A 13,429-nucleotide genomic window follows, 5' to 3' on the forward strand; every position below is an offset into this window, starting at 1 on the left:
ACAGAATTGCGGCGGGGCGTTCGTGGGCATATATCCCAATCAGCAGCATTCCCTGGCGTTCCTGCTCTTTTCGTTCGGTGCAGCCATTTGCAACCGGGTTTTGCTGACGGACCACCGACGTTATTATTCGCGTCGATTTCTTTTCCGGACAGCACCCATGAATCAAGAACCTAGCACCCTCTATGCCAAGCTGCTTGGTGAAACCGCATCTATTACCTGGAAAGAGTTGGAGCCGTTCTTCGCCAAGGGTGCCCTATTGTGGGTCGACCCTGCGCTGGATTTGATCGCCGCTGCCGAGGCCGTGGCGTCGGATGATGGCGAGAAAGTGGCTGCCTGGCTGGCCGAAGACAAGGTCGCCAAGCTCTCTGAAACGCGGGCGCTGGATCTTTTCGAGCGCGATCCGTCGTTGTGGGCGGTGGTGGTTTCGCCGTGGATTATGATCCAGGAAAGGGCAGTCGCTGCTGACGTCGCACCGTGATAGTGCGACCAGCCATCAGCGAAAAGTGTGTAGCGGAGTAGCGTGATGGCACGTTGCCGTAGAGAAACACCACAAGCGCAGGCGGGCTCACGGTGACGTAAACGTAACGGGAACAGTTTAGTAAGCAGCCTAACGGCTGCTTAATTGTTTCTGGATATTGGAAAGGCCGAAATCTTCAGTGAATTTGAAGGCCTCTTCGCGAGCAGGCTCGCTCCCACATTTGGAATGTATTCCCCTGTGGGAGCGAGCCTGCTCGCGAATGGGGCGACTCGTTCTCAGATCAGACCGAAAACGACTTGCCGGTATGGTTATTGAGAGAAATAACCTTGGTCTTGCCAATCCGGTGACGGTAAATCTCGCGCAGGTACTTGATCGACTTCTTCACGCAATCACGCGACAAACGAATGTCGTTGATCGAGACAAACTTCTCTTTGTCGTTGATCAACTCGCGGTACTTCTTCTCGTACATCGGTTTTATTGCATACCAGTTAGTGTCGAGGATCTTCGCCGGGTTCTCGAATTCGTTGAGCAGGTCGTCGATGCGGTCTTCGTCGAACTCTTCGTTGATGATGAAATCGAGGATCGAGTTGTCCAGGGTCTCGTCGAAACGGTACGGGTTCTTCGCGAAGCAGCGCTTGATGAACGCCACGATCAAGGTCAGGAAGTCATCCGACAGGCACGGGCTCTTGGCGATCAACGTGGTCAGCGAGAGGTTGGCCGAGGCGCCGATCACCAGCGCGTAACGCTTGAGCGTGGTATTCGGGAACAGGCTGTTGAGGTGAGTCTTCAACCGGTTCAGGTCCATGTACGACAGCTTGTAGTCTTTCGGCAACGAGACAATCGAGACCACCGACGAGCAGTTCTTGAAGAAGTGCAGGTCGTGCAGTGCGGCGGCGTCGTAGCCGGAATTCTTGTACTGCTCCAGCGAAGCGCGATAACGCTTGGACTCGATCGGCAACAGACTGATGCCTTCAATCGCCTGGGTCACTTTGTTGAAGTGCGGCAGGTCGATCGAGCGGAAGAACAGGTCGTCGATGTTCAGGCGCTGCGGCTCTTTGTCGAACACCTTGAACTTGTCGCTGCTCGGCGGCGGGGTTTCCGGCACCACCGATTCGGCGTAGGCAATTGCCACCGGGCCGGCCAGACTCATGAACAGGTCGTTGGCGTCGAGACGAATGGTTTCGCCGATGTCGATGCCGGCGCGGCGGAAGTAGTTCTGGTCGTAGTCCGTGGTGACGGCCTGCGCTGTCAGAATGTTGAAGATCTGCTGCGAGATGTACTGGTTGGCGTGCTTCTCCATCGCATTGACATCAATGTTCTGGATGTTGCCGTCATCGCTTTCTTCGGCGTAACGCATGATGTCGTTGGAGATCAGCATCATCGCGTTCCAAGGGCGGATACGGCCCATGACGCTGGCTTCGCTGCTGTCTTCATTGGCGAAGTTGTAGGAGAAATCCCACTCCTCCGAAAGATATTTGCACAGCAGGCGACCGGCGTTGATGTGCAGCGCCTCGGACATTTCGCTGCGGTGATCGGAAATGTTCGGCAGCACGCAGATGCCGCTGGTGAAGATCGGTTCGAACACGAACGAATGCCCGCTCTTGCCGTCATGCTCATCCATCGGCTTGGTGTCGAACGTCTTGTTCATGTACGAGTGCTGCTGCGCCAGGCCGAATTCCGAGGCCATGCCGGAACCGGTACCGCCGCCGGCACTGAAGATCGAGAAATACAGGCGCGACTGGTTGGCCTTGATGCCGCAGCTGTCGATCAGGTACGAATGGATCATTTTCCAGTCAGGGCTGGAGAAGCGCTGGGTGTCCTTGTTGAGGATGATCTTCGCCAGATACTGGCCGAGGATCGGCGCGTTACCGGCGCCACCGGCGTGGACTTCGGACAAGTCCATGATCTTCATTTTGCTGTAGTCGCGCAGGAAGCCGCTTTTCTCGCCCTTGCGCGAGAAACGGATGCGCCCGGCGATGTCCTTGTCGAGGTCGCCGAGCATCACCAGCGGTTCGACCAGGAACACCGGTTTGGTCGATTTGTTCGGGCCGATCCGCAGGTTGTTCTTGATCCACTGGGCCGGGCTGTAGCCCTTGTCGGCCAGTCGGCGATCTGCCGCGCGGTCTTCGTTGTTGAATTCGTTGAGGTAGAACTTGCGCGCGTTGTACACCAGCTCCGCGACATCGAGCGCGATGTTGGAGCCGCAGCGACCGAGGCCGATCAGGCACACCGACGGGAATTCCTGATCGTTGTGCTGTTCGTTATCGCCTTCCAGGTGCGGCGGGCGCGGGAACACCAGATCACGCAAACCGTCGAGATTGTCGAGGATGCGGTCGGTATTGGTTTCGGTGAAGTACAGGTATTGCTGAGTCGACAGCGGGCGCGACGGCAGCAATGGCTTCGACGGTGACGGGCTGTTGGCGGCGGGGCTCAAAGTCAGATCGGATACCGCAGTGGCGGGATTGTTTTTAGAAGTCATTGTGCGCCATATACCTGGACTGGGTTGGCTCGCGGGCTTTTGCCTGCGAACCTCACGGAATAAGATCTCGCGTCTTTGTGCGCGAATTGAGCCCGAGCATCAGGTTTTTGGCCTGACTGTCGCTGGGGGGAATCCTTTCCTGATCGTTGATGAATCGGCCATTATTCGGCGATCTTTAATCGAAAAGAGGCAAAATGATGTCAACGCTACCTTCGTTGGGGTTCGCCGGAATCGGTCTGATGGGCCTGCCCATGTGCCGGCGTCTGTTGGCGGCGGGTTATCCGCTGACCGTGTGGAACCGCAACCCGGCCAAGTGCGGGCCATTGGTCGAGGCCGGCGCGCGACAGGTAGCGAGCCCCGCTGAACTGTGCGAACACGCCGACGTGGTGATGCTGTGTCTGGCCGACACGGCGGTGGTTCGCCAGGTGGTTTTTGGTGCTGAAGGTATCGCCGAAGGCGCGAAAAACGGCCAGTTGCTGGTGGACTTTTCCAGCCTTGAGCCGACCGCCACGCGCGAGATGGCCACAGAACTGGCGGAGAAAACCGGCATGGCCTGGCTGGATTCACCGGTGTCCGGCGGCGTGGTCGGTGCCGAGGTGGGCAGTCTGGCAATCATGGTCGGTGGTAACGCTGCGGATCTTGAGCGGGTGCGCTCGGTGTTGCTCAATCTCGGTCAGCGCGTCACGCACATGGGCGGAATTGGCGCAGGGCAGGTGACCAAGGCCTGCAATCAGATGATCGTCGCCTGCAATGCTTTGGTCATCGCTGAAGTGGTGGCACTTGCCGAACAGGCTGGAGTCGACGCGAGCCTGATCGCTGAAGCGTTGGCCGGCGGTTTTGCCGATTCGAAACCGCTGCAGATCCTCGCCCCGCAAATGGCTGACAGCCGTTTCGAACCGATCAAATGGCACGTGCGCACATTGCTCAAGGATCTCGACACCGCCGTCAAATTCTCCCGCGAACAGGGTTCGGCGACGCCGATCAGCGGATTGGCCGCACAACTGATGCGCCTGCATGGGGCGCAAGGCTATTTGGCGCAGGATCCAGCGACACTGGTGCAAATGTACCGCGCGCCAGAATCAGCGGATTGACGGTGTGTGAATGCTTGCGCTGATTGATTTCTTCCAGCACCGGGCGCAACTCGTCCAGCGGCACGGGGCGACTGAGCAGGTAACCCTGGATGAAATCGCAGCCCGAGCGTTCAAGGAATTCGTACTGCTCCAGACTTTCCACGCCTTCGGTCACCACCTGTAAATGCAGGGTGTGCGCCATAACGATGATCGCCTGGACGATCTCCATGTCGGCGGTCGCCGTGGGAATGTCGAGGATAAACGAGCGGTCGATTTTCAGTGTGTTGAGCGGCAGGCGTTTGAGGTAGGCCAGCGAGGAATAACCGGTGCCGAAGTCGTCGATCGACAGTGAGACGCCAAGCGCGCGGATCTGTCTCAGCAATACCAGGGTGTTGGCAATGTTGCCCATCAACGCGTTTTCGGTGACTTCCAGTTCCAGCCGTCCCGGCGCCACCCCGGCGGTGCGTAATGCGCTTTCGATTTCCGTGGCCAGTTCTTCCCGGGCGAGGTTGAGCGGTGAGCAGTTCCAGGCAATTTTCAGTTCTTCGCAGCCATGCCGCGAGAGTTCGCCCAGATCCTTGCAGGCCCGGCGCAGCACCCAATTATCCAGCTCGGCAATCAGGCCGTTATTTTCAGCGATGGAGATAAAGCGATCCGGGGTCAGCAACCCGTGCAGTGGATGCTGCCAGCGGATCAGTGCTTCAAGCTTGGTGACGCGGCCGGTCTTCAGTTCGAAGATTGGTTGGTAATACAGCGTCAGGCCGTTTTCTTCGCGCAAGGCGTGGCGCAATTCTTCTTCCAGTTGCAGCTCGAAGCTGGCGCGGGTCTTGAGGTTGCAACTGAAAAAATGCAGGCCGTTGCGCCCCGCGCCTTTGGATTGATACAGCGCCAGATCTGCGTGTTTGAGCAATTCTTCGCAGGTGCTGCCATCCTCCGGAAACAGACTGATGCCGATGCTGGTGGTCATCACCATGCGGCGTCCGGCCAGTTCGATCGGCTCCTTCATCTTGAGCATGATGCGCTGGGCCATGTTGCGGGCTTCTTCGCGATCACGCAGGTTGATGAGGATGCAGAACTCGTCGCCGCCGAAACGCGCGACCACGTCTTCATGGCTGCGCACCGAGCCTTTGATGTGCTGGGCGATGACTTTGAGCAGTTCGTCACCGGCGTCATGGCCGAGGCTGTCGTTGATCCGCTTGAAGTGGTCGATGTCGAGAAACATCACCGCGAGCATGCCGCCTTCGCTGGTTTTCTGGCTGAGTTTCTCGGCGAAGATCTGGTTGAAACCGCGCCGGTTGATCAGGTTGGTCAGTGCGTCGTAGTTGGCCGCTTGTTGCAGCGACATGCGCGCCTGATCGAGCTGGCTGAGCAGGGCGTTGACGCGGCGAAGGTCCTCTTCTTTGTTCTGCAGTTTCTTGTCGGCCAGCGCCGCACTGATCGCACTGCCAAGGATCAGCAGGATGATCAGCGCCACGGTCAGGCCCAGTTGCAGATGCCCGTTATCGCCGCCGCTCGCTATCAGGCCTCCCTCGGGAAGAACCAGATCCAGCGCAGCCATGCCGGTGAAATGCATGCTGATGATGCCGGCGCCGAGAATCAGCGCAGCGCCGTACTTGAGCAAATGATGCGCCACGCCGCTGCCTTCGCTCAGATAGCGGGCCACCCACAGCGCGGCGAAACTGGCGCCGATGGCGATCGCCACAGACAGCGCGAACAGTCCTGGCTGATAGTAGGCGGTGGCGCTCGACTTCATCGCCGCCATGCCAACGTAATGCATGCCGGCGATGCCCAGGCCGATGACAAACGCGGTTTTCAAGCAATGCAACGCACTCGGCTGCGCTTCGCTCAAAGTTTGCATGGCCAGCCAAGAGGCGAGCAGGGCGATCAGCAACGAGAAAAGGGTGATGCCAAGGTCGTACTGAATGTCGATCGGTGTCTGGAAAGCCAGCATGCCGATAAAATGCATGGCCCAGATGCCGCCGGCCAGGCAGGTCGCGCCTATCCAGCGCCAGCTCCGCCGCGATCCCGGATCTTCGGCATTTACAACGCGCTCAGCCATATCCAGGGTGGCGAAACTGGCTGCGCAGGCGACCAGATACGCAACCATCACCAGGAGAGGGTTGTGACTGCAATCGAGGATGACCTGCCCGCTCTCCGGCAGCTCGGCAACAAACTGCAAACCAAGCCACTCCATAGCATGCCCCGTCTCTGAAGTCGTCCCGAGTGCGCGTTGAACGCAGTTGAATGTCAGGAGTATAGAGGCCGATTTCGGCGTGCAAGCGGTAGTGGCACATTGGCGCTAATGATTTTGGCATTAGCGTCATAGCGATTGGCGCTAAAAGCTTAAGCGATCTGTTCGAAAGGGATTTGCGCCCAATCGGGTTGCAGGGGCGGCAAGCCGAAACGCGCGCGGGCCTTATCGCAATCGACATTCTGCTCGCCGTTTTCCCATGACGACTCGAATTCGCGGCAGGGGCTGGAGCGCAGTTCATAAATCGAGCACTTCACCTCGCTGCCGACTTCACCGACCAACGCCGTGCAACGCGGCGATTTGCAGTCGGTGCCGTTCATCGCCACCCGGCTGGGGCTGATCTGTGTGACCAGTTCATCAGGCACCGTGCCGCCGGAAGATGCGCACTCACCCCAAAAGAAAGACACGCGAAAATGGGAACAGCAGGCACCGCAATTCAGACACGGACTGACTTCAGACATGGGCGAGGGTATCAAAGGGATTGATCGGGAGATCCGGACGGATCCGGCGGCCATTCTAGGCTTTGCCGCAGACTTGGGAAGGGGGGCAGGAAACTATTTTTTTGTGGCAAGGTTTTGCCGCAAAAGCCCCGGTTTTCGGGGGATTGCAGACTTATCAAAGGCTTACGTTTCGTTACAGTGCCATGGGTCGATATCAGGCAGACGAATGATCACAGACAGCCTTTGCGCGGCTGACTAGATTGCAGGTTCCGGGCTCGGATGCGGTGGCAGTGAAGCCCTATAACAATAAAGAGACGGACCCATGCAGAACTCGACCCAAGCGGCGAATGCCTGGCGCATTCTGTTCCTGCTGTTCCTCGCCAACCTGTTCAACTTTTTCGACCGCACCATTCCGGCGATCATCATCGAGCCGATCCGCATGGAATGGCACCTCAGTGACTTTCAACTGGGCATCGTCGGAACCGCATTCACCATTGTTTACGCGATTGCCGGTCTGCCGCTGGGGCGGATGGCCGATACCGGTTCGCGCAGCAAGCTGATGGGCTGGGGCCTTGCGACGTGGAGTGCGCTGACGGCAGTCAATGGCCTGGTCGGCAGTTTCTGGAGCTTCCTGATCGTGCGCATGGGCATCGGCATCGGTGAAGCCAGTTATGCGCCGGCGGCCAATTCGCTGATCGGTGATTTGTTTCCGGCTCATCGTCGGGCGCGGGCGATGGGCATTTTCATGCTCGGTTTGCCGTTAGGGCTGTTGCTGGCGTTTTTCACCATCGGGGCGATGGTCAAGGCGTTCGACAGCTGGCGTGCGCCGTTCTTTATTGCCGCAGTACCAGGGCTGATCCTGGCGATTTTCATGTTCTTCATTAAAGAGCCAAAGCGCGGGGCGGCGGAAACCGTGCAGGTTTCGCAAGAAAAGGTCGACAAGCCGATCCGGCGGATTCTCGCAGTGCCGACCTTTCTCTGGCTGGTGATGGCCGGGTTGTGCTTCAACTTTGCCACGTATGCCTGTAACTCGTTTCTGGTGCCGATGCTGCAACGCTATTTCCTCATGCCGTTGCAGGAAGCGGCGGTGGCCACCGGAGTTATCGTTGGCGTGACCGGGCTGGTCGGCTTGACCCTGGGCGGCTGGATTGCCGACAAGATTCACCAGCGTGTGGCCAACGGGAGACTGTTGTTTGCCGCGTTCAGCCTGATCATTTCAACGCTGTGCACGGCGTGGGCGCTGCACGCCGGGCGTATCGAGATCGGTGTATTCGTGGCGGTGTTCAGTGTCGGCTGGCTGTTCGCCTACAACTTCTACACCTGCGTTTATACGGCGATTCAGGACGTGGTCGAACCGCGTCTGCGAGCGACGGCGATGGCGTTGTTCTTCGCCGGGTTGTATCTGCTGGGCGGCGGTCTGGGGCCGGTGGTGGTGGGGGGCTTGTCGGATCATTTTGCGCACACGGCGATGCTGGCGGCGGGGGCGGAGCAGATGACCGAAGGATTCAAGGCAGTCGGGCTGCATGATGCGATGTACCTGATTCCGGTGGCGCTGTTTTTGACCATGGTGTTTCTGTTTCTGGCGGCGCGGTGTTTTGTGCGCGATGCGCAGCGGATGAAGGAGGGGCTGGTTGCGGTGGTTGAGCCAGAAGTGGCTGCGGCGACTGCATAACCGCTATCGCGAGCAGGCTCACTCCTACAGGGGAACGCATTCCAACTGTAGGAGTGAGCCTGCTCGCGATAGAGCCATCAGCATCAACTAACAAATAACAGACAAACAATAAGGCCCGCATCACTGCGGGCCTTGTTGTTTTCAGCGATGGAGCAGGGCGGTTTAACCCGCCACCAACACCCGAATCGCTTCCAGTCGCAACGCCGCTTTATCCAGCATCGCCAGACCCTGCTCACGTTGCGTGCGCAACGCATCCAGTTCGCTGTCACGTACGGTCGGGTTGACCGCTTGCAACGCGGTCAGGCGCGCCAGTTCTTCGTCGGTGTCGGCGGCCAGACGGCGGCGGGCCTCGGCCACGCGCTCGGCGTGACGCGGAGCAATCTTGTCTTCACCGGCGTTGATCCGTGGCGTCAACTGATCGCGCTGGGCCTGGATGAACTTGTTGGCGCTGGCACGCGGCACGCTTTCCAGCTGATCGTTCAGGGTTTCAAACGAGACGCGAGCCGAGAGGTCGTTGCCGTTGGCGTCGAGCAGGCAGCGCAGGGCGGCCGGCGGCAGGTAACGACCCAGTTGCAGCGAACGCGGCGCGACCACTTCGCTGACGTAGAGCAGTTCCAGCAGCACGGTGCCCGGTTTCAACGCCTTGTTCTTGATCAACGCGACAGCGGTGTTGCCCATCGAACCGGACAGCACCAGATCCATGCCACCCTGCACCATCGGGTGTTCCCAAGTGATGAACTGCATGTCTTCGCGCGAGAGCGCCTGGTTGCGGTCGTAGGTGATGGTCACGCCTTCGTCGTCGCCCAGCGGGAAACTGGCGTCGAGCATTTTTTCGCTCGGCTTGAGGATAAGGGCGTTTTCCGAATGGTCTTCGCTGTCGATGCCGAACGCGTCGAACAGGGTTTCCATGTAGATCGGCAGGGCAAACTGATCGTCTTGCTCAAGGATCGCCTCGACCAGCGCTTCACCTTCGCCCGCACCGCCGGAGTTCAGCTCCAGCAGACGGTCGCGACCGGTGTGCAGCTCGGCTTCCAGACGCTCGCGCTCGGTGCGTGCTTCGTCGATCAGCGCTTGCCACTCGCTGTCGTCGGCTTCTTCGAGCAGCGGCAGCAGGCGCGGGCCGAACTGGTGCTGCAAGGCGTTGCCAGTCGGGCAGGTGTTGAGGAACGCGTTGAGCGCTTCGTGGTACCACTGGAACAGGCGCTCTTGCGGGCTGGTTTCCAGGTACGGCACGTGCAGTTCGATGATGTGTTTCTGGCCGATCCGGTCGAGACGACCGATACGCTGCTCGAGCAGGTCCGGGTGCGACGGCAGATCGAACAGCACCAGGTGGTGCGCGAACTGGAAGTTGCGACCTTCACTGCCGATTTCCGAGCAGATCAGCACTTGTGCGCCGAATTCTTCGTCGGCGAAGTAGGCGGCGGCGCGGTCACGCTCAAGGATGTTCATGCCTTCATGGAACACCGTGGCCGGGATGCCGGAACGCACGCGCAAGGCGTCTTCCAGGTCCATCGCGGTTTCGGCGTGGGCGCAGATCACCAGCACTTTGGTGCGCTTGAGCATTTTCAGCTGATCGATCAGCCATTCGACGCGCGGGTCGAATTTCCACCAGCGTTCTTCTTCGCTGGCGTCCGGCTGGGCCTGGAAGCTGACTTCCGGGTACAGCTCGGCGTGTTCGCCCAGCGGCAGTTCGAGGTATTCGTCCGGGCATGGCAGCGGGTACGGGTGCAGTTTGCGCTCCGGGAAACCCTGCACGGCGGCGCGGGTATTACGGAACAGCACGCGGCCGGTGCCGTGGCGATCGAGCAGTTCACGCACGAGGCGCGCGCTGGCTTCGCTGTCGCCATCGTTGACCGCGGTCAGCAAGGCTTCGCCTTCGTTGCCGAGGAAACCCTGAATGGTTTTGTGCGCTTTGGCCGAGAGACGGCCCTTGTCGAGCAGTTCCTGCACGGCTTCGGCCACCGGGCGATAGTTCTCGCTCTCGGCGCGGAAGGCAGCCAGGTCATGGAAACGGTTCGGGTCGAGCAGGCGCAGACGGGCGAAGTGGCTGTCCTGGCCGAGTTGTTCCGGGGTGGCGGTGAGCAGCAGCACGCCCGGAATGACTTCGGCGAGTTGCTCGACCAGCGAATATTCCGCGCTGGCTTTCTCTTCGTGCCAGACCAGGTGGTGCGCTTCGTCGACCACCAGCAAATCCCAACCGGCCGCGAACAGTGCGTCCTGGGCCTTCTCGTCGTCGACCAGCCACTCCAGCGCAACCAGCGCCAGTTGGGTGTCTTCGAACGGGTTGGTGGCATCGCTTTCGATGAAACGCTCTTCGTCGAACAGCGCAACTTGCAGGTTGAAGCGGCGGCGCATTTCAACCAGCCACTGGTGCTGGAGGTTTTCCGGGACGAGGATCAGCACGCGGTTGGCGCGGCCCGAGAGCAGTTGGCGATGGATCACCAGACCGGCTTCGATGGTTTTACCCAGACCCACTTCGTCCGCCAGCAATACGCGCGGCGCGATACGGTCGGCGACTTCGCGAGCAATGTGCAATTGGTGCGCGATTGGCTGAGCGCGAACGCCACCCAGGCCCCAGAGCGACGATTGCAGCTGGCGGCTGGTGTGTTCGAGGGTGTTGTAACGCAGCGAGAACCACGCCAGCGGATCGATCTGGCCGGCGAACAGACGGTCGCTGGCCAGACGGAACTGAATGAAGTTCGACAGCTGGGTTTCCGGCAGGGTGACGGCTTCGTTCTGCCCGTTGAGACCGTGATAGACCATCAGCCCGTCGACGTCGTCGACTTGCTGCACGGTCATTTTCCAGCCTTCGAAGTGGGTGATGCTGTCACCCGGCGAGAACCGCACGCGGGTCAGGGGCGCATTCCGTAGCGCGTACTGGCGGGTTTCGCCAGTGGCCGGGTAAAGCACGGTCAACAAGCGGCCGTCCTGTGCCAGAACGGTGCCTAAACCAAGCTCTGCTTCGCTGTCACTGATCCAGCGTTGCCCCGGTTGATACTGCTGCGCCATGCTGCCTGACTCCCACCTTGAAAAAGCGGGCTATCTTAACGGAATGCAGGCTTCAGGGCCAAAGATTACTGGCGTAGGCGCTGGCGTAGGCTGCGATCTTTTGATCTTTGAGAACCCTTGAGGTTTGAGCTGTCTGATGAAGATCGCAGCCTTCGGCAGCTCCTGCACGTGCCAAGTGCGTCACAGATTTTCGACCAGTGGCTCAAGGCGCCTTTGCCGCAGCCGATAGCCTGCAGACAGGAGACCCTATATATGTTGCCACCGATGCTCCCTCTGAGCGCTGTGCCGATCACTTCCCAGCAGGATCCGATCCGCCAGCGGCCGGACATTCCTCCGGTGGTGCCGGTGCAGGAAAGCTCCAACGAAAGCACGATCGATCTGCAAAAGCGCGATCCGGAAGAGGATCGCCTGCTGGCGCGTGAAGAACAACGCCGTCAGCAGGAGCGTGACCGACGCCGTCGCGAAGCCGACGAAGACCCGGAAGAACACCTCGCCGTGCCCGGCACCGAGCTCAACGCCGACAACACCGTGCCGGTGGTGCCACTGATGGAAGATCAGCCGCGTCAGGGCTTGTGGGTCGATATCGAGATCTGAGTCGTTGTACCGCGTGGGGCTCGCCGGCTGGTCAGCGCGCGGCTGAGGCTGCATTATTGGCGCAGTCCTGCCGCTGATGTGGCAGTTGTGATTCTTTCAAGTGATGTACTGACGCCATGAGCCAAGACGACAAACTGATTGACCTCAGCACTGAGCGCGCCAAGCGTGTGCATGACATTAAAGAGAAGCGCCTGAACGAGGTGCGCCAAGCGTTCGAGCAGGCGATGCCGTTGGGAAAAGCCAAGAAAAAGTCGAAAAACAAGCCGAAAAAGCGTTGATCTCCCCCTGCATCCGTTGATGCAGGTCATTTAATTTCCCTCCTTTATCCCCCTTCGTTGCTGGTATTGATCCCGGTCAATTTGTGCGCCTGTGTGTTTGGTAACTTAGTCCCATCGCAGCAGAGCAGGGGCCAGGAGGCCAGTCATGTTTTTCGATAACGTGGTGTTTGCCGGGGTCCTGACTGTAGGGCTGATGGTTCTGTTTTTTGCAGGGTTTGGATTTTTTATCTGGAAGGATGCGAATAAGCGCAAGAAGTGATTCTTCTGGATTGATGAGCACGCAAGGCATTTTGGGGCGACTTCGGTTGCCCCTTTTTTTTTGTGTCTTGGCGGCCTTTGGGCCGACCATGTTCTTGGGGTTTTGGGTGTATATCCGTTGCTTCGGGTGTTGCTGATTAGGGTTCCGCCCTTACGGCGGGTCACCTTTTTCAAACGCCAAAAAGGTAACCCAAAAGGCTTGCTCCTGCGTTCGGCCCTCGCAGGCTCGGGTTCCTTCGCTCCGGGATCGATCCGGGCGCAGCGGCTCCGGTTTGCTTCGCTGCACCTCCTTCCGCTGTGTTTGGCTTCGCCAAACGGTCGCTGCGCTCCCACGCCCGGATCAATCCCTCCACTCAGCCTTCCGACGTCGCTTTATAGATCAAGATCAAGAGCAGCAGCCGAGCTAACGCTCATCCTGTTGAGTGGTGAAGAGCGGGTGTTCGGCTTTGGTTTTGTGTTGGATTCGCTCCTCACCCCCAGCTCTCTCCCGGTGGGAGAGGGGGCCGATTTGTGTGCTTTTCAAAGCCTGAGTTCGACGCGGTACCGCACGTCGGCGTACCTCCCCCAAACACCTCGATCAGTCCCCTCTCCCTACCGGCGGTCCGACGTTTCGGGAGGGCCAGGGTGAGGGGCTTTTGATCTGTTTCAAAACCTGAGTTCAACACGGTATCGCACGTCGGCGTAGCTATGCCAAACACCACGGTCAGTCCCCTCTCCCTACGGGCGGTCCGACGTTTCGGGAGGGCTAGGGTGAGGGGCTTTTGATCTGTTTCATAATCTGAGTTCGGCTCGGTATTTCACGTCGGCGTACTTCGCCCAAACACCTCAATCAGTCCCCTCTCCCTCCGGGAGAGGGCTAGGGTGAGGGGCTCTTGATCTTGCTTTGGCTTTTGCTTTGGC

10 protein-coding genes are annotated in these 13,429 nt (G+C 59.2%); 6 read left to right on the top strand and 4 right to left on the bottom strand.

Features of this window, described 5'->3' with window-relative positions; translation table 11 throughout:
• Positions 1–157 precede the first annotated feature (157 nt).
• Positions 158–478 carry a DUF2288 domain-containing protein gene (locus HU754_RS07775; RefSeq protein ID WP_186623706.1) on the top strand — a complete coding sequence of 107 codons (321 nt, stop codon included), beginning with the start codon at positions 158–160 and terminating at the stop codon, positions 476–478.
• Between the two features lie 280 nt (positions 479–758).
• Here HU754_RS07775 and HU754_RS07780 read toward each other — a convergent pair whose 3' ends face one another.
• Positions 759–2,957, bottom strand: coding sequence for a hypothetical protein (locus HU754_RS07780; RefSeq protein WP_095049146.1), 2,199 nt, complete (start codon positions 2,955–2,957; stop codon positions 759–761).
• 194 nt (positions 2,958–3,151) lie between these two features.
• Here HU754_RS07780 and HU754_RS07785 point away from each other — a divergent pair, with 194 nt between their 5' ends.
• Positions 3,152–4,048: an NAD(P)-dependent oxidoreductase gene (locus tag HU754_RS07785; RefSeq protein WP_186623708.1), complete on the top strand. Its 897-nt coding sequence runs from the start codon at positions 3,152–3,154 to the stop codon at positions 4,046–4,048.
• On the opposite strand, the gene HU754_RS07790 is transcribed toward HU754_RS07785, so the two are convergent.
• Positions 3,939–6,221 carry a putative bifunctional diguanylate cyclase/phosphodiesterase gene (locus tag HU754_RS07790; RefSeq protein WP_186623710.1) on the bottom strand — a complete coding sequence of 761 codons (2,283 nt, stop codon included), beginning with the start codon at positions 6,219–6,221 and terminating at the stop codon, positions 3,939–3,941. The two genes, HU754_RS07785 and HU754_RS07790, sit on opposite strands and share 110 nt — an antisense overlap.
• 149 nt (positions 6,222–6,370) lie before the next feature.
• Positions 6,371–6,739, bottom strand: coding sequence for a YkgJ family cysteine cluster protein (locus tag HU754_RS07795; RefSeq protein ID WP_034155003.1), 369 nt, complete (start codon positions 6,737–6,739; stop codon positions 6,371–6,373).
• 301 nt (positions 6,740–7,040) lie between these two features.
• Here HU754_RS07795 and HU754_RS07800 point away from each other — a divergent pair, with 301 nt between their 5' ends.
• The gene (locus HU754_RS07800) at positions 7,041–8,390 is read left to right on the top strand and encodes a spinster family MFS transporter (RefSeq protein ID WP_186623712.1); all 1,350 of its coding nucleotides are present in this window, start codon (positions 7,041–7,043) and stop codon (positions 8,388–8,390) included.
• A gap of 162 nt (positions 8,391–8,552) precedes the next feature.
• Here the strand turns inward: HU754_RS07800 and rapA are convergent, their stop codons facing one another.
• Positions 8,553–11,399, bottom strand: a complete 2,847-nt coding sequence (gene rapA / locus HU754_RS07805; protein WP_186623714.1) for an RNA polymerase-associated protein RapA — start codon at positions 11,397–11,399, stop codon at positions 8,553–8,555.
• A 252-nt stretch (positions 11,400–11,651) separates the two neighbouring features.
• On the opposite strand from rapA, the gene HU754_RS07810 reads away from it, so the two are divergent.
• The 3 genes from HU754_RS07810 (at position 11,652) to ccoM (ending at position 12,530) form a co-directional block, all read left to right on the top strand.
• The gene (locus tag HU754_RS07810) at positions 11,652–11,993 is read left to right on the top strand and encodes a hypothetical protein (protein ID WP_003222394.1); all 342 of its coding nucleotides are present in this window, start codon (positions 11,652–11,654) and stop codon (positions 11,991–11,993) included.
• Positions 11,994–12,109: 116 nt separating this feature from the next.
• Positions 12,110–12,271 carry a hypothetical protein gene (locus tag HU754_RS07815; RefSeq protein ID WP_007918490.1) on the top strand — a complete coding sequence of 54 codons (162 nt, stop codon included), beginning with the start codon at positions 12,110–12,112 and terminating at the stop codon, positions 12,269–12,271.
• 145 nt (positions 12,272–12,416) lie between these two features.
• Positions 12,417–12,530 (top strand): cytochrome c oxidase subunit CcoM, encoded by a 114-nt coding sequence (gene ccoM, locus HU754_RS29630; RefSeq protein ID WP_003222396.1) that lies wholly within the window; start codon positions 12,417–12,419, stop codon positions 12,528–12,530.
• Positions 12,531–13,429 lie beyond the last annotated feature (899 nt).

The sequence above is a fragment of the Pseudomonas zeae genome (genome assembly GCF_014268485.2).
GTDB classification, from domain to species: Bacteria; Pseudomonadota; Gammaproteobacteria; order Pseudomonadales; family Pseudomonadaceae; genus Aquipseudomonas; species Aquipseudomonas neuropathica.